The organism is Tepidiphilus sp. HLB4, assembly GCF_054823945.1.
In genome coordinates, this window is the sequence record NZ_JSYB01000019.1 from 86,282 (window position 1) to 103,099 (window position 16,818).

Consider the following 16,818-nt stretch of genomic DNA (forward strand, 5'->3'; position numbering starts at 1 on the left):
GAATGTACTGCAGCTTCTCACGGCAGAGTTTGATCTGGATCAAGGAATAATAAAATAAACCGACCGGTTGGTCAAATAATTTTTGCTGAAGTCGCTGCCGAACCTCCCGCTTTTTTGTGCCACAATGAACTGATGCGCGATGACGAACTCTTGGATCTGCTTTCCTCGCCCGAACGGCTGCGCGAGCGCATCGCCGAGCGTCTGCAGCGGACGGCGAATCGGCCTCTTGATCTTGCTGCAGGCGACGAAGGGGCTCGCGAGGTCCGCTGGCCGGCGGCGGTACTCGCCCCCCTGGTGCCCGGCGAAGAAGGGCCTCGAGTGTTGCTCACGCGCCGCACGCCGCATCTCGCCCATCACCCGGGACAGATCAGTTTTCCCGGCGGGCGGGTGGAGCCCGAAGATCCCGGTCCGGTGGAGGCAGCTTTGCGCGAAACCGAGGAAGAGATCGGGCTCGCGCCGCAGCGGGTGCAAGTGTTGGGCGCGATGCCGCCTTACGTCACCATCACGGGCTATCGCATCACCCCCCTCGTCGGCTGGGTAGAGGATCCGGGCGAGCTGCGCCCCGATCCGTTCGAGGTTGCCGAGGTGTTCACCGTACCTTTGTCGCACGTGCTCGATCCGCGCCGCTACGTGCGTCACTCGCTGGAATACGGAGCAGGCCGTCGCCACTATTGGGCCGTTCCCTGGCGGCAGTATTTCATTTGGGGGGCAACAGCGGCCATGCTGCGTATGTTCCTCGAACTAATTCGTGGTAAAGAAGAATGAGCACGACCTCCCAGGTGACAATCGTCACAATTTCGTCGTATGATGAATCCAGTCGCATGGAACCGTTTCACTGACCAGCAAGGAGAGAGGATATGCCGAACAAAGACGTCGTGGTACTGAGCGCCGTGCGTTCCGCCATTGGAACCTTCGGGGGGACTCTGTCGCAGATCGAACCGGCCGAGCTCGCCGGCCAGGTCATGAAGGCGGCGATCGAACGCTCGGACGTCGATCCCAACGAAGTCGAATACGTCACGGTTGGCAACTGCATCCCGACCGATTCGCGCTATGCCTACGTGCCGCGCGTGGCGTCCATCCAGGCGGGGCTGCCGATGAGCTCGGTGGCGATGCAGGTCAACCGCCTGTGTTCTTCCGGTCTGCAGGGGATCGTCACCACGGCCCAGAACATCATGCTCGGAGACGCGGTCATGGGCGTGGGCGGCGGCGTGGAAGTGATGTCGCGCGGAGCCTATCTCTCACCGACGATGCGCAACGGCGCCCGCATGGGCGACACGACCATGATCGATGCCATGGTGGCGGTGCTCACCGATCCCTTCGGCGTCGGCCACATGGGCATCACGGCCGAGAACCTCGCTGTCAAGTGGGGCATCAGCCGCGAAGAGCAGGACGCCTTCGCGCTGGAGTCGCAGCGCCGCGCCGCGCGTGCGATCGAAGAAGGGCGCTTCCGCTCGCAGATCGTGCCGGTGACGATCAAGACGCGCAAGGGCGACGTGGTGTTCGAAGTCGATGAGCATCCCAAGCCCAATACGACGATGGAGAGCCTTGCCAAGCTCAAGCCGGCGTTCAAGAAAGACGGCACGGTGACGGCCGGCAACGCTTCCGGCATCAACGACGCCGCCTCTTTCCTCGTGCTCGCCGACGCCAAGACGGCCGAGCAGAAAAACCTGAAACCGCTCGCCCGCATCGTCGGCTACGCCGTGGCGGGAGTGCCCAACGACATCATGGGCGAGGGCCCCATCCCGGCCACCAAGAAAGCGTTGGAGAAGACTGGCCTCAAGCTCGAAGACATGGACGTGATCGAATCGAACGAGGCCTTCGCCGCCCAGTCGCTGGCGGTGATGAAGGGGCTCGGGCTCGATCCGGTCAAGACCAACCCCAACGGCGGGGCCATCGCCCTGGGGCACCCGGTGGGCGCGACCGGCGCGATCATCGCCACCAAGGCGATCCATGAGCTGCACCGCATCGGCGGGCGCTATGCCCTGGTGACCCTGTGCATCGGCGGCGGTCAGGGCCTGACGGTGATCTTCGAGCGTCTCTGAGTCCCGAGGGCGGGGATAGGGTGGTTCCTGCCCTACCTCCCCGTCGCGGACCGCCGCGCCAGCGCCTCGAGTTCGGCGCGGATGCGGCGGTACTGCTGCCAGCGCTCGGGGCTGATCGCGCCGCGCTCTGCCAGCGCGCGCAGGGCGCATCCCGGCTCGGCATCGTGGCGGCAATCGCGGAAACGGCATTCACCCAGCGCCGGACGCAGTTCGGGGAAACAGGCTTCCAGCGCCTCCAGTGGCACGTGGGCCAAGCCGAAGGTCTGCAGGCCGGGGCTGTCGATGATCCACCCTTGCCGGTAGGGATAGAGCCGCGCCTCGGTGGTGGTATGCCGTCCTGATTCCAGCGCACGCGAGATTTCGCCCGTGCGCGCTCGGGCTTCTGGCACCAGGGCATTGATGATCGTCGATTTTCCCATGCCTGATTGTCCGACGAGTAGCGATCGCTTCCCTGCGAAGAGCGGTTCGAGCGGGGCGACGTCCCGTTTGGCCGAGAGGCCGAGCACCCGATAGCCCGCAGCGAGAAATGGCTTTAGCCGTGCGCGCGCCGCATCCAGGCCGTCCTTGAGGTCGCACTTGTTGAGCACGATGAGGGCTTCGATCCCCTGATGTTCGGCGGCCACGAGGCAGCGCGTCACCAGTTCGGACGAGAAGGGCGGCTCGACCGCAGTGACGATGACGACCTGATCGACGTTGGCGGCGATGAGCTTTTGCCGTACGCCGTCCGCCCGCCAGAAGAGCGAGGAGCGCGGCTGGTGCCGCTCGATCACCGCCTGGCCGGGGGCCGTGGCGCGCGCCTCGACCACATCGCCGCAGGCATAGTCGTGGCGTTTGCCGCGGGTGACGGCGTGCCAGGGCGGCTCGTGCCACGGAATCGTCCGGGAAATCTCGTAGCTGCGGCCGTGGGCGGCGACGACGGTGGCGAGGAAGGTTTCATCCATGGGCAGGATACGAAAAAATACGGGTGAGGATCGCGCCGTCCGGCACGCGGCCGTGGCAGTATAGCGCACCCATTCCCCCAAGAAAGGAAAACCGCATGAGTGAGAACAACGCGCCTTCCGACAAGCTGGTCTGGCTCGACCTGGAGATGACCGGGCTCGATCCCGATCGCGACCGCATCCTCGAGATCGCCATGGTGGTCACCGACAATGACCTGAACGTGCTCGCCGAAGCGCCGGTGATCGCGGTGCACCAAAGCGACGAGGTGCTCGCCGCGATGGACGACTGGAACCAGAAGACGCACGGCGCTTCCGGCCTGATCGAGCGGGTGCGTGCCTCACGCATCGACGAAGCCCAGGCCGAGGCGATGCTGCTCGAATTCCTGAGTCCTTGGCTGCCGCCGCGCTCGAGCCCCATGTGCGGCAACACCATCTGCCAGGATCGGCGTTTCCTCTACCGCTACATGCCGCGGCTCGAGGCTTGGTTCCACTACCGCAACCTGGATGTTTCCACCCTCAAGGAACTCGCGCGCCGCTGGGCCCCCGCCATCCTGCAGGGCTGGGAGAAGGAAAGCAAGCATACGGCACTCGCCGACGTCCATGAGTCGATCGAAGAGCTGCGCCGCTACCGCGCTGCTTTCCTGCGTTTGCCTGAAGGCTGAGCGTTTTGGTGCCTCGCGACTTTTCCGCTCGCGGCGTTTTTCGGGGTGCCCCGTTTCAGCGGTGCGCATCCAGCCGGGCGGCGAGGGCGCGTGTGGAGGGGTCGAAACCGGCGAGCGTTCCGCCCGCGGCGAGCGTGCGCGCCAGTTCCTTTCCCAGCTCCACGCCGTACTGGTCGAACGGATCGATCCCCCAGATCCAGCCGCGCACGAACGTGGCGTGTTCGTAGGCGGCGAGCAGCTCCCCGAGCACGCTGGCGTCCCAGCCCTCGGTGAGTAGCACGGAGCTGGGGCGGTTGCCGGGAATCTCATGGTGCGGCGCGAGCGCTTCGATCTCTTCGGGTGCCAGGCCCTGCGTCCGAAGCGCCGCGCGCGCCTCGTCGCGCGTGCGACCGGCAAGCAAGGCGCCTGCCTGCGCAAGCGCATGTTGCGCCAAGGCCCGACGCCCGGCATCGAGCGGACGGGGGAGGGGGACGATGAAGTCCAGCGTGAGGCGCCGCGTTCCTTGGTAGAAAAGCTGATGGAAGGCGTGTTGTCCCAGGGTACCGCTCATGCCCCAGACGACGGCCGCGGTGGGATAGGGCACGAGCGAACCGTCGCGCCGGCAGCGCTTGCCGTTACTCTCCATTTCGAGCTGCTGCAGCCAGGCCGGAAACCAGGAAAGCCCCTGATCGTAGGGGAGCACGGCCCAGGAAGGAACATCGAGCAGGTTCGCGTTCCACAGACCAAGCAACCCAAGCCACACCGGCAGGTTGCGTTCGAGCGGCTCCGTGCGGAAATGTTGGTCCATGCGGCGCGCGCCGGCACGCAGTTCGAGGAACCGTTCCCAGCCGAAAGCGAGCGCCACCGGCAAGCCCACGGCCGACCACAGCGAATAGCGTCCACCTACCCAAGGCGGCAGCCAGAGGATGCGATCCGGCGCAAATCCTAGCGCCTGCGCCTTGTCCGGGTTGGAGGTGACGGCGAGGAAATGTGCCGCCGTTTCGTGCGTTCCCAGTTCCCGGGAAAGCCACGCCCGCGCGCGTTCGAGGTTGGCGAGCGTCTCGGCGGTGCCGAAACTCTTGGAAGAGACGACGAAGAGCGTACGCGCCGCCTCGAGCCCGCGTATCGTTGCGCTGAAATCGCTCGGGTCGAGATTGGCGACGAAGCGCACATTCCGCTGCGGCGCTTCCTGATGCGAGAGCGCCTCGCAGGCGAGCCGTGGGCCGAGGTCGGAGCCGCCGATGCCGAGGTTGACGGCATGATCGAGCCGCTCGCCTGTGGCACCGCGCAGCTCGCCGCGGTGAAAGGCGGTGACGAACGCTTGCAGTCGGCTTTCCGTTGCGGCGAAGCGCTCGCGATCGGCCGGCGGTACGTCCGCTCCGCCGCGGCAGGCCATGTGCAGTGCCGGGCGACGCTCGGTGAAGTTGACTTCCGCCCCGGCAAAGAGCGCTTCGATTCCCTCCGGCAGCCGCACCGCCCGGGCAAGGGCGAGGAGCTGCGCGAGCACTCCGGCGTCCCATGCCTGCTTGCTCGCGTCGAGCCACAAGGCGCCTGCCGGCAGCGAGAGCGCATCGACCCGAGCGGCATCGGCGGAAAACGCATCCGTAATGCGGCGCGCCAGCCAGAGATCGGCCAAGGCGAGCAGTTCGGCCCATGCAGGGGTCTGCTCGGGCGCGACGAAAGGGGGAAGAGAATCAGTCATGGGTGGGCCTCGCTCGTTCGTTGTCCAGCAGAAGCCAGTATTCTAGGCGTTTGCCTTGGCCACGCGTCATCGACCAGAGCACGCTGCCGTCCGACGGCAAGGGCTGCTGGCCGCGCAGTCGGGCGAAACGGACGGGGCAGCCGTCTTCCAGGGTCGCAGGGATGCCGCCGAAATAGACGAGCGCCGCCCGCACGTCGGGCTCTCGACCGGGCACGGAAACGCAGGAAGGAGCGCGTTCGCGCAGCGTTCCCTGCATCTGCTCGACGATCGGCCGCAGATTGCGCGTATGCTCGAACCAGGGCTCGAGCAGCAGCACCAGCACCACCCAGGCGAGCGTGACGCCGAGCGCCCAATGGATTGCCGGGCGCAGCGGCGAAGGCGGGGTCGTCACGGCGAGGACGAACCAGGTGAGCAGCACCGCCGTGGCCGCACCGAGGCGCCACAAAGACCCGCTCATTTCAAACTCGGGCGCGACGCGCACCATGTGGCGCGCAAGCCCCGGCGGCCAGTCGAGGTTCCATGCGCTCCACGAGAGGCCGGCGAAGACGACGAGGCTCAGCACCGTTGCCGCAGAGAACCACGAGAACGCCGCGCGGGCGCCGGAAGGCATGCGCCGCAGCCGCTCCGTCGCCAAGAGGGTGAGCGGCGGCAAGAGGATGAGGAGGTCGCTGGGATTGCTGGGAGGCCAGGCGGTTACCACGACCAGTCCCATGGCGATCATGGCCCAAGCCACGGCAAGAAGCCGGAGATTCGACCCATCGCCGTTGACAGCCCGGCGCAGTGGCCACAATGCCAGCAGCCACAAAGGCCAGGCCACCCAGGCTGCGTCACGCCAGGCGTCATCGAGGTTGGAGGCGATGAATTCCTGTGAGAGCTGCGGTGCTTGCAGCGCAAACCAAGCCTCGCCTTCGGCAGTGCGCCAGACGGTGACGAACCAGATCGCAGGGAGAGCAAAGATCAGCGCCGTGGCCATGAGAAGCGACAGACGCCGCGCTGCCTCGATCCGAGGCCAGGGCCAGGTCGCCAGCCAGGGGATGCTCAGCACGAGCAGGAGAGCAAACCCCTGTGCGAGAAAGCCGGCTGCCATGGCAATACAGGCAGCGATCCATGCCTTTGCCGGCTGCGCCTCTCGTCGGCTCACGGCGGCAAGGGCAAGGCCGATCGCGGCGGCAGAAGCGAGCAGGGCCTGATGCTGGTGCGCGTCGAGCACCCAGCCGAGGGTTCCCAGTCCCACGAGCATCGCGCCCGCCTGCCAGGGTTTGCCGCACCAGGGGAGCGCCGCTGCGCCCAGGCTCAGCAGCGTGCAGAGCAGCAGAAGCGGAGAAGCGAAGCGGGTTGCGTCGTGCAACGCCAAGCCCAAGGGTTCGAGCAGCAGACCCAGGAGCGCCGCCACCCAGTAATAGAGCGGACCGGCTGCAGGGACGGTGCCGTCGATGAGCGCGGAAGGCAGCAGCCATTGGCCTTGGAGCACCTGCCAGACGGCAAAGAAATGGCGCAAATCGGCGCCGCGCCAAGGGTCGTGTCCTGTGGTGCCGACCAAGAGAAAGGCGGCCAGTAGCGCCACCAATCCCCATTTTCCGTAGAGTCGTCGTTGCCACGGCGGAACCGGACGCGGGTCGAAAAACATGCCATTGCCACTCGTTGCGGAAGAGGCGATTATAGTCGCTCCCCGTCGTCGGGCGGGACGGAGTCAATGAAAAAGGGCGGCAAGGCCGCCCTTTCGCTGAAACCCGGCGTGACGAACTCAGCCGCGGTTGGCGAGATTGCCGTATTTCTGGCGGAAACGCTCGACACGGCCGGCCGTGTCGACGATCTTCTGCTTGCCGGTGTAGAAGGGATGGCACTCGGAGCACACTTCCACGTGCAGCGCCGGCTTGCCGATGGTGGAGCGCGTCACGAAGGAATTGCCGCAGGAGCAGGTCACCTGGACTTCGGCGTAATTCGGATGGATGTTCTCTTTCATGGGGCACCTCGGGATCGGGCGGATGGCGGATTTGGCCATCCTTTTGCTTGGAGAAAACGCAAATTATCGCCGATCGATCCAGTCGGGGCAAGGGGTTTTCGTTAAAATTCCCCTTTCTTTCCTCTGAGCGATCATGAGTTACGGCATCTCCCGCATCCCGACGAGCGCCCAGGGCGAGGTGCACGAGCGCCTGCCCGAACTCGTGCGCCGCCATCTCGCTCGGTCCTTCCGCAAACCCTACGCGCCCTATAACCTCGCCGCCTTCGAAGAGACGCTCGCCGCATGGGACGGGCGCTCGCCGTGGATCCTCGATTCCGGCTGCGGTGTGGGTTGGTCGACGATCCTGCTGGCGCGGCGCAGCCCTGAGGCTTTCGTCGTCGGCGTGGACCAATCGCAAGAGCGGCTCTCGCGGCAGAAACCCTATCCGCGCGCGACCTGGCCCGAGAACCTGCGTTTCGTGCGCGCCGACGTGATCGACTTCTGGCGCCTGGCGCTGGAAGCCAGCGTTCCGGTGCGCGAGCATTGGTGGCTCTATCCCAACCCATGGCCCAAGATCGGGCACCTTGGGCGGCGCTGGTATGCGCATCCCGTTTGGCCTACCGTGCTGCAACTCGGCGGACGCTTCGAGTGCCGTACCAACTGGTCGGTCTATGCCCGCGAGCTCATCGCCGCGCTGGCCCTTTCGGGGATACGGGGCGAATGCACCCCATTCGTGCCCGAGGAGCCGATGACGCCTTTCGAGCGCAAGTACCGGGATTCGGGGCAGACGCTGTGGCGCGTCACCGCCGATCTCTCAGCGTTTGCCCGAGGCGAGCTCGGCGCGGGGCCAGCCGAGGGTGCATAGCCCTGCGACCAGGTCGAGCGCGGCGAGCGCGCGCAGTTTTTCTGGGGAGGCGGCAAAGAGCGAACCGGCATAGCCCAGCGCGTTGACCGACACGCCCGCGAGTCGCTCGACCCGGCGCGGGATGAAGAACAGGCGATCGAGCCGCAGCAGGAGGTCGTAAGGCGGCAGCTGCGGCGCCTCGTCATGCCAACCCATTGAGGCGAGCGCGGCGCGGTAGGCGCGGCGGGCCGCTGCAGCCCAGGCGGCGCTTTCGGTATGCATGGGTAACGGCTCGCGCCAGGCCGCCCACGGCAGTTCCGCCCAACCGGTTTCGCCGGGAGGCAGGAAGGCGCGGAGTTGGTTTTCGCCCAGATGACCCTCCGGGAGCCACTGCAGATGACGGTGCGGCTGGCTCGCTCCGGCGATCTCTCCGCCGTTGTAGAACCCCAGCCCCCCTTCGGCGAGCAGCGCATGCCAGGCAAGAAAATCGTCGCCGGAAAGCGGCGCCGTCTGCGGCTCGAACTCGCGCGTGACGATGAGGGTATGGCCGGCAAAGACGGGGTACTTGTTGAGTACCACCAGGTGCCGCTTGCCGAGCGCGCCGACCGTGAGTTCCGGCTCGGGCGGCAGGAAGGGGTTGCGCCCTGCATCGTTTCTGGGGTGCGGTTTGTGCGCCAGCGTCGAGACCCAGCGCAGCACGAAGGGGAACCCCTGTTCATGGCGCTCGAGCGCCTCGGTGGCGATCGGCTCCAGAGCGCCGCAGGCGAGTGCCCGTTCGGCAACGGCACGGATGCGTTCACTCCAGGGTGCCATGCTCATCCCTCCGGGGCGCGTTTCGCCCACCATCGTCCCAGCCAAGTCTGCGGTCGCTCGCGGCCTTCGAGCACGTAGTAGAGGGTCGGCTCATAGCCGCAGATTTCTTTCAGGTCGGCAAGCGCCGCGGCGGTACCGCTTACCAGCAATACGTCGCCCCGCCGCAAGAGGGTCGACGGCTCCGGCAAGGGCTGCCAATGCCCTTCGCGCTCCAGCGCCAGTACCCGCAATGCCAACGGTTCTGGCCGCAGGGAAGGCGAGCGCAGCAGCCGCTCGAGCGTGACCCCGGAATCATCGGCCAGCGCGTGCCACAACGCAGGAGCGGTTTGCGGCAGAATCGCGATCTTCAGGTTGCGCAAGGGGCCATGCCGTCGCAGGCGCAGCAGCGTTTCCTGCAGATCATGGGCGAGTTCTTGCGGGGCGTTCGCGAGCCAGGCAAGGAAGGCGGGAATCTCCGGCAGACGCAACCACGCGAGCGCCTCGGCAGCGACGAGGTGGCGTGGCACCACGCGCAGGTCGTAGTGGAAAGCGGCAAAGAGCGCTTCGTTGCGTCTGCGGTTCTGCCGCACGATGGTGTAGAGCGAGGGGTTGAGGCGGCGGGCGGCGACGAGGATCGAAATGTTGTCGATGTCATTGGATGTGGCTGCGACGATACCGACCGCTTTCTCGATTCCTGCTCGCCGCAAGACTTCCGCCTGGGTGGCATCGCCCGTGATCCATTCTGAATGCTTGCCCCCGTCCGTGGCGGCGCGGTCGATCACCACCAGTTCGAGCTCACTGCCGCGCAGCGCCGCCTCTGCCGCCAGACCCAGGCGCCCCGCGCCGCAGATGATCCATCTGCCCCGTGGAGGCGGTCGGTCGGTGCGAATCTCGTCCATCGGCATGTCGAGCAATATCTGGCGCACCCGCCAGGCGGCCGGATGTTCGAGCGCGAGCGCCAGGTCGTTTTGAAAGACGTGGAAGGGATCGATGATCGCCGTCGTGGCGAATTCGGCCATATTGGCCACCGTGGCGTCGTGCTCGGCGCGGCAAACGGTGGGCAGGCGTGGCGCGAGCAGACCCTGGGTTACCGTCACCGCCAGGTTGGCCGCGTCGTCGTCGGTCATCGCCGCCACGGCAGCGCAGCGCGGCTGGCGCAAGCCGGCGGCAAGCAGCACGTTCGGGTCGCTTGCATCCGCCGCCAGGGTGACGGGTGGGTGGACGAATTCCATCATTTCCGCGCGCTCGATCTTCTTCGGGTCGAGATCGAGCGCCACCGTCGCGATGCCTTCACGATCCAGGGCCAATGCAAGCTGCGCCCCCGTTTCGCCGAAACCGGCGATCAGGACGAAAGGATGGTGTAAGCGCCGGACCCGGCGTGCGAAGCCGAGCGCCGCCACCGCCCGACGCAGCGCTTCGTCCTGCATCAAGGTGACCGCCTGCTTGAGCAGGTAGGCCCAGGCAAGCACGCTCAGGTAAATCACGACGATCGCCCACAGGCGCTGCGCATCGGAGAACGCCTCGGGGACTTCGCCGAACCCGATAGTCGTGGCGGTGTAGCTCACGAAGTAGAAGGCGTGAAAGAGGCTCAGATGCGTCGGTCGACCTTCGGCATCGGGCGGGCCGGGGGCGAGCGCCATACCCAATACCGATAGCGCGAAGAGGGTCACCATCAGGATCAGGGGACCGCGCAGCCGCCGTAAAACCAGCAGGATGACGCTGAAATTGCGGTCTGGCCCTTCGACGTTCATGGGGGAGGGCTCAACGGCGTTGCATCAGCGTCTCGGCCACGAGAATGGTGACCGACACGAGGTTGGCGAGCAAGGCCCCGCCCGAGAGCGAGACGATACGCGCAACCATCTCCGGCGTGAGGCCGGCCGCGGTGGCATGTTCGGCATAGGCCCAGACGATGGCGGCGGTGATCAGCTGCAGGTCGGCCACGAGCGAGGTGGCCAGGTGCACTGCCCCGATCTGGGTGCGATCGCCCAGCTTCAGGATGGTGGCGATCAGGCTCACGACCAGCGCGGCGAAGAGTTCATAGACGTCGTGGTAGGCGGCCACCCCGATATCGCCGATGAAAAAGCCGAAGTTGAGCGTGGCCGCCAGTAGGATGAAGAAACCGAAGACGACTTTTTCCGGGTTCACGACGGCTCCTAGCCAAGGAGGCACCCCCACCCGAAGGCGGGGGCGGATCGATCAAACGCGCGCCAGGATCTGGCGCAGCACGTAGGGGAGGATCCCGCCGTGGCGGTAGTATTCCACCTCGATGGGCGTGTCGATGCGCGAGAGCACCGGAACCTCTTGCGTGCTGCCGTCGGCGCGGCGGATGCGCAAGGTGAGCTGCTGCTGCGGCGCGAGCCGTGCTTCATCGAGCCCCAGGATGTCGAAGGTCTCGGAGCCGTCGATGCCCAGCTTCTGCCACGAATCCTCGCCCAGGAACTGCAGCGGCAGTACGCCCATGCCCACCAGGTTGGAGCGGTGGATGCGCTCGAAGCTGCGGGCGATCACCGCCCGAATGCCCAGGAGCATCGTCCCTTTGGCCGCCCAGTCGCGCGAAGAACCGGTGCCGTACTCCTCGCCGGCGAAGACCACCGTCGGGATGCCGCGCTCGCGGTAGGCCATGGCCGCCTCATAGACGGTGGTCTGCTTGCCATCGAGCAGCGTATAGCCCCCCTCGATGCGGCTGCCGTCGGGCTTGGGCGGCAGCATCAGGTTCTTCAGCCGGACATTGGCGAAGGTGCCGCGCACCATCACCTCGTGGTTGCCGCGCCGCGCCCCATAGGAGTTGAAATCCTTGCGCTCCACCCCGTGCGCCTTGAGCCATTGACCGGCGGGCGAGTTTTCGGGAATGGAACCCGCGGGGGAGATGTGGTCGGTGGTGACCGAGTCGCCCAGCAGCAGCAAGGCCTTGGCACCCGTGATCGGCTGCACCCCCGGCGGCTGCATGGAGAAATCGTCGAAGAAGGGCGGCCGGGCGATATAGGTCGACTTCGGCCAATTGTAGACCTCGCCCGTGGGCGCCGGGATGGCATTCCACAGGTCGTGATCCTTGGTGAAATCGCGGTAGAGGCGCCGGAAGACTTCGGGATCGTTGGCGTAGGGCAGGACGGCGTGGATCTCCTCGCTGCTCGGCCAGATGTCGCGCAGATAGACCGGCTTGCCGTCGGCGCCCGTGCCCAGCGGCTCGCTCGTGAGATCGACGTTCACCCGTCCGGCGATGGCGAAGGCCACCACCAAGGGGGGAGAGGCGAGGTAATTCGCCCGGATGTTGGGGTGGATGCGCGCCTCGAAGTTGCGGTTGCCCGAGAGCACCGCCGCCACCACGAGATCGTTCTCGGTGATCGCCTGGTTGAGCTCGGGGGCGAGGTCGCCGGCGTTGCCAATGCAGGTCGTGCACCCGTAGCCGGCAAGCGCAAATCCGAGCTGGGCGAGCGGATCGAGCAAGCCCGCTTTCTGCAGATATTCGGTGACCACCCGCGAACCGGGGGCGAGCGAGGTCTTGATGTGCGGCGACACGCTCAGACCCTTCTCGACCGCTTTCTTCGCCAGCAGCCCCGCAGCGATGAGCACCGCCGGGTTGCTCGTGTTGGTGCAGGAGGTGATCGCGGCGATGAGCACGTCGCCGTGCCCGAGCGTGAGTCCCTCGCGGCTCGGCACCGGGTAGCGCTTGCCCAGTTCCTCGGCCGATTTGCCGAAACCGTTTTCGCTCACCGGTTTGGAAAAGAGCGTTTCGAAATTCGACTTCATCGCCTGCAGCTCGATGCGGTCCTGCGGGCGTTTCGGGCCGGCGAGCGAGGCGCGCACCGTGGAGAGGTCGAGTTTCAGCGTGCGCGTATAGTCGATCTCGCCCGCACGCGGCATGCCGAAGAGGCTCTGGGCGCGGAAGTAGGCCTCGAAGGCAGCGATCTCTTCCTCGGTACGGCCAGTCGCACGCAGGTACTCCACCGTCTTCTCGTCCACCGGGAAGAATCCCATGGTCGCGCCGTATTCGGGTGCCATGTTGGCGATGGTGGCGCGATCCGGTACGCTCAGGCTCGCGGCGCCCTCGCCGAAGAATTCCACGAACTGCCCGACCACTTTCGCCTTGCGCAGCATCTCGGTGATGGTGAGCACGAGGTCGGTGGCGGTGACCCCTTCGGGAAGTGAGCCGACCAGTTCCACCCCGACCACGTCGGGGGTGAGGAAATAGATCGGCTGGCCGAGCATGGCCGCCTCGGCCTCGATTCCGCCCACGCCCCAGCCGACCACGCCCACGGCATTGATCATGGTCGTATGGCTATCGGTGCCCACCAGCGTGTCGGGATAATAGACGGGGCCTTCGGGCGTATCCTGCCGACGAACGCCGCGGAAGAGGTATTCGAGGTTGACTTGGTGGATGATGCCGATGCCCGGCGGGATGACGCGGAAAGTGTCGAATGCCTGCATTCCCCACTTCATGAACTGGTAGCGCTCGCGGTTGCGCGCGAACTCCAGCTCCATGTTCTTGCGCAGCGCATCCGGCGTGCCGTAATGATCCACCTGCACGGAATGGTCGACCACCAGATCGACGGGCACGAGCGGCTCGATCGCCTTGGGTTTTTTCCCCATTTCGGCGGCCGTGGAGCGCATCGCCGCCAGGTCGCACAGCAGCGGCACGCCGGTGAAATCCTGCAGCACCACCCGGGCGACGACGAAGGGAATCTCATCGGTGCGTTTCCCCTGCGGCTGCCAGTTGGCGAGCTCGCGCACGTGGTGTTCTTCGACGCGCACTCCGTCGCAATTGCGCACGAGCGACTCCAGCACCAGGCGGATAGACACCGGCAGGCGCTTCACCGAGCCAATGCCGAGCGTCTCCAGCGCATGAAGGTCGTGAAATCTCCCCGTCCCGACGCCCGGGATGTGGAAGGTCTTGAGCGTAGCGGCAGCAACGGACATCGGACACCTCCTATAAAAAACGCTGGTCGACACGGTTTCGCCGTCTGGCAATAGTCTAGAACATCTTCGACCCGATTGCCGTGCAGGGTCGATCGAAGCGAATTATCGTTCCGATCGAGGGTTTTTTGCGCCTTGCCCTTTGGTACAATGAGCCGGGGGACGCCCAAGTCTTATAAAAGACATATAATATCGAACCTGTTCGCTTTCCGCGGTTTTCGACCCAAACCCAGATGAGGTGATCGTCGTGCTAGAAGCCTATCGTGCCCATGCCGCCGAACGCGCCGCGCTCGGCATTCCTCCCTTGCCGCTGTCGAAAGAACAAACCGAGCAGCTCGTCGCGCTGCTGCGCCAACCGCCTGCCGGCGAAGAGGCTTTCCTGCTCGAACTGCTCGAGCAGCGCGTGCCGCCCGGCGTCGACGACGCCGCCAAAGTCAAGGCTGAATTCCTCGCGCGCGTGGCCAAGGGCGAAGAGAAAAACCCGCTGCTGTCGCGCGAGCGCGCCACCGAACTGCTCGGTACCATGCTCGGCGGCTACAACGTCCAGCCCCTGATCGATCTGCTCGACGACGCGCTCGTCGGTCCCATCGCCGCCGAAGGACTCAAGAAGACGCTCCTGGTGTTCGACTACTTCCATGACGTCAAGGAAAAAGCCGACCAGGGCAACGCCAACGCCCAGGCCGTGCTGCGCTCCTGGGCCGAAGGCGAATGGTTCACCTCCCGCCCGCCCGTGCCTGAACGCCTCGAGATCACCGTCTTCAAGGTGCCCGGCGAGACCAACACTGACGATCTCTCCCCCGCGCCGGACGCCTGGTCGCGCCCCGACATTCCGCTGCACGCGCTGGCGATGCTCAAGAATCCCCGCCCCGGTATCGAACCGGACGAACCCGGACAGCGCGGCCCGATCCGCCTCATCGAAGAACTCAAGAAGAAGGGCAATGTCGTAGCCTACGTCGGCGACGTCGTCGGCACCGGCTCCTCGCGCAAGTCCGCCACCAACTCCGTGATCTGGTGGACCGGTCAGGACATCCCCTTCGTGCCCAACAAGCGCTACGGCGGCATCTGCCTCGGCGGCAAGATCGCCCCCATCTTCTTCAACACCCAGGAAGATGCCGGCGCCTTGCCCATCGAGATCGACGTCAGCAAGATGGAAATGGGGGACGAGGTCGAGCTCGTCATCGACCACGACACCGCCGAAGTCAAGGCCTACAAGAACGGCGAGCTCATCGCCGAGTCTCGCCTCAAGACCCCGGTACTGCTCGACGAAGTGCGCGCCGGCGGTCGCATCCCGCTCATCATCGGCCGCGGGCTCACCGCCAAGGCGCGTGAGGCCCTGGGCCTGCCGCCGAGCACGCTCTTCCGTCTGCCGCAGCAACCCAAGGACACCGGCAAGGGCTTCACCCTGGCGCAGAAAATGGTCGGTCGTGCCTGCGGTCTGCCCGAAGGACAGGGCGTGCGTCCCGGCACCTACTGCGAACCGCGTATGACCACCGTGGGCTCGCAGGACACCACCGGTCCCATGACGCGCGACGAACTCAAAGACCTCGCCTGCCTCGGCTTCTCCGCCGACCTCGTGATGCAGTCCTTCTGCCACACCGCCGCCTATCCCAAGCCCGTAGACGTCAAGATGCACCGCGAGCTGCCGAAATTCATCACCGAGCGCGGTGGCGTGTCGCTGCGCCCGGGCGACGGCGTCATCCACTCCTGGCTCAACCGCATGCTGCTGCCCGACACCGTCGGCACCGGCGGCGACTCGCACACGCGCTTTCCCATCGGCATCTCCTTCCCGGCCGGTTCGGGGCTGGTGGCCTTCGCTGCCGCCACCGGCGCCATGCCGCTCGACATGCCCGAGTCGGTGCTGGTCAAGTTCAAGGGCGAAATGCAGCCCGGCATCACGCTGCGCGATCTCGTCAATGCCATCCCCTACTACGCGATCCAGCAAGGGCTCCTCACCGTCGAGAAGAAGGGCAAGAAGAACATCTTCTCCGGCCGCATCCTCGAGATCGAAGGGCTGCCGCAGCTCAAGGTCGAACAAGCCTTCGAACTGTCGGACGCCTCCGCCGAGCGCTCCGCCGCCGCCTGCACGGTCAAGCTCGACAAGGAGCCGATCATCGAATACCTGCGCTCGAACATCGCGCTCCTCAAGTGGATGATCGCCGAAGGCTATCAGGATCGCCGCACCCTCGAGCGGCGCATCAAGGCGATGGAAGACTGGATTGCAAATCCGCAGCTGCTCGAGCGCGATCCAGATGCCGAGTACGCCGCGGTGATCGAGATCGACCTCTCCGAGATCACCGAGCCCATCGTCGCCTGCCCGAACGACCCCGACGACGTCAAGCGCCTGTCGGAAGTCGCCGGCGACAAGATCGACGAAGTCTTCATCGGCTCGTGCATGACCAACATCGGTCACTTCCGCGCCGCCGCCAAGGTGCTCGAAGGCAAGAGCGACATCCCGGCGCGGCTGTGGATCGCCCCGCCCACCAAGATGGACGAGATGATGCTGCGCGAGGAAGGCTACTACGGCATCCTCGGCCGCGCCGGCGCTCGCATGGAGGTGCCAGGCTGCTCCCTGTGCATGGGCAACCAGGCGCAGATCAAGCGCGGCTCCACGGCCATGTCGACCTCGACGCGCAACTTCCCCAACCGGCTGGGGCTAGATACGCGCGTCTACCTCGGCTCGGCCGAACTCGCGGCGGTCTGTGCGCTGCTCGGCCGCATCCCGACGGTGGAAGAGTACCTCGCGCACCTGCAGCCGGTGACGAGCAAGGCGAACGAGATCTATCGCTACATGAACTTCGATCAGATCCCTGAGTTCGCCGAAGTCGCCGAAAGCGTCGCGCTCTGAGCCTGCGTCCATCGCCCCGTCCTTGACGGAGCGATGGCGCACGATGACTGATGACGGCACCTTTCTGGGTGCCGTTTTCGTTTTGTTATAGGATGGATCAAAATTTCTTGTTTGCCTTTCTCGCCCCCTTTCCCTACAATGCGCCCTCTCTCGCGCTGCTG

The 16,818-nt window shown here is 65.7% G+C and carries 13 protein-coding genes; 5 read left to right on the forward strand and 8 right to left on the reverse strand.

Annotated features, from left to right (window positions below):
• Positions 1 to 132: 132 nt before the first annotated feature.
• Together OA56_RS05345 and OA56_RS05350 are read left to right on the forward strand one after the other, a co-directional pair.
• On the forward strand, positions 133 to 765 hold the full coding sequence (locus OA56_RS05345) for a CoA pyrophosphatase (RefSeq protein ID WP_055422703.1): 633 nt from the start codon (positions 133 to 135) through the stop codon (positions 763 to 765).
• Between the two features lie 92 nt (positions 766 to 857).
• Complete coding sequence (locus OA56_RS05350; RefSeq protein ID WP_461583884.1) at positions 858 to 2,042, forward strand: acetyl-CoA C-acyltransferase family protein; 1,185 nt, start codon at positions 858 to 860, stop codon at positions 2,040 to 2,042.
• Positions 2,043 to 2,074: 32 nt separating this feature from the next.
• Here OA56_RS05350 and rsgA read toward each other — a convergent pair whose 3' ends face one another.
• Positions 2,075 to 2,983 carry a ribosome small subunit-dependent GTPase A gene (gene rsgA, locus OA56_RS05355; protein ID WP_055422705.1) on the reverse strand — a complete coding sequence of 303 codons (909 nt, stop codon included), beginning with the start codon at positions 2,981 to 2,983 and terminating at the stop codon, positions 2,075 to 2,077.
• Between the two features lie 95 nt (positions 2,984 to 3,078).
• Between rsgA and orn the strand changes: the two genes are divergently transcribed.
• Entirely contained in the window at positions 3,079 to 3,642 is a 564-nt protein-coding gene (gene orn, locus OA56_RS05360) for an oligoribonuclease (RefSeq protein ID WP_055422706.1), read from the forward strand.
• Positions 3,643 to 3,697: 55 nt separating this feature from the next.
• Here the strand turns inward: orn and pgi are convergent, their stop codons facing one another.
• From pgi to rpmE, 3 genes are all read right to left on the reverse strand, one after another.
• Entirely contained in the window at positions 3,698 to 5,323 is a 1,626-nt protein-coding gene (pgi, locus tag OA56_RS05365; RefSeq protein ID WP_141054120.1) for a glucose-6-phosphate isomerase, read from the reverse strand.
• On the reverse strand, positions 5,316 to 6,950 hold the full coding sequence (locus tag OA56_RS05370) for a hypothetical protein (protein ID WP_461583887.1): 1,635 nt from the start codon (positions 6,948 to 6,950) through the stop codon (positions 5,316 to 5,318). The genes pgi and OA56_RS05370 overlap by 8 nt, the downstream gene beginning before the upstream one ends.
• A gap of 117 nt (positions 6,951 to 7,067) precedes the next feature.
• Complete coding sequence (rpmE, locus tag OA56_RS05375) at positions 7,068 to 7,286, reverse strand: 50S ribosomal protein L31 (protein ID WP_028874876.1); 219 nt, start codon at positions 7,284 to 7,286, stop codon at positions 7,068 to 7,070.
• 133 nt (positions 7,287 to 7,419) lie between these two features.
• Between rpmE and trmB the strand changes: the two genes are divergently transcribed.
• A complete protein-coding gene (gene trmB, locus OA56_RS05380) occupies positions 7,420 to 8,130 on the forward strand; it encodes a tRNA (guanine(46)-N(7))-methyltransferase TrmB (RefSeq protein WP_141054114.1) in 711 nt (236 codons plus the stop codon).
• Here the strand turns inward: trmB and OA56_RS05385 are convergent.
• From OA56_RS05385 to acnA, 4 genes are read right to left on the reverse strand one after another with little or no spacing between them, the layout of a single operon-like run.
• Positions 8,080 to 8,922 (reverse strand): DUF4922 domain-containing protein, encoded by an 843-nt coding sequence (locus OA56_RS05385; RefSeq protein ID WP_141054111.1) that lies wholly within the window; start codon positions 8,920 to 8,922, stop codon positions 8,080 to 8,082. The two genes, trmB and OA56_RS05385, sit on opposite strands and share 51 nt — an antisense overlap.
• 2 nt (positions 8,923 to 8,924) lie before the next feature.
• Positions 8,925 to 10,652, reverse strand: coding sequence for a potassium channel family protein (locus tag OA56_RS05390; RefSeq protein ID WP_461583890.1), 1,728 nt, complete (start codon positions 10,650 to 10,652; stop codon positions 8,925 to 8,927).
• Between the two features lie 10 nt (positions 10,653 to 10,662).
• Positions 10,663 to 11,046, reverse strand: coding sequence for a DUF6394 family protein (locus OA56_RS05395; protein WP_055422712.1), 384 nt, complete (start codon positions 11,044 to 11,046; stop codon positions 10,663 to 10,665).
• A gap of 51 nt (positions 11,047 to 11,097) precedes the next feature.
• Complete coding sequence (gene acnA / locus OA56_RS05400; protein ID WP_461583893.1) at positions 11,098 to 13,815, reverse strand: aconitate hydratase AcnA; 2,718 nt, start codon at positions 13,813 to 13,815, stop codon at positions 11,098 to 11,100.
• A 244-nt stretch (positions 13,816 to 14,059) separates the two neighbouring features.
• On the opposite strand from acnA, the gene acnB reads away from it, so the two are divergent.
• Positions 14,060 to 16,657 (forward strand): bifunctional aconitate hydratase 2/2-methylisocitrate dehydratase, encoded by a 2,598-nt coding sequence (acnB, locus tag OA56_RS05405; protein WP_461583901.1) that lies wholly within the window; start codon positions 14,060 to 14,062, stop codon positions 16,655 to 16,657.
• Positions 16,658 to 16,818: the final 161 nt, after the last annotated feature.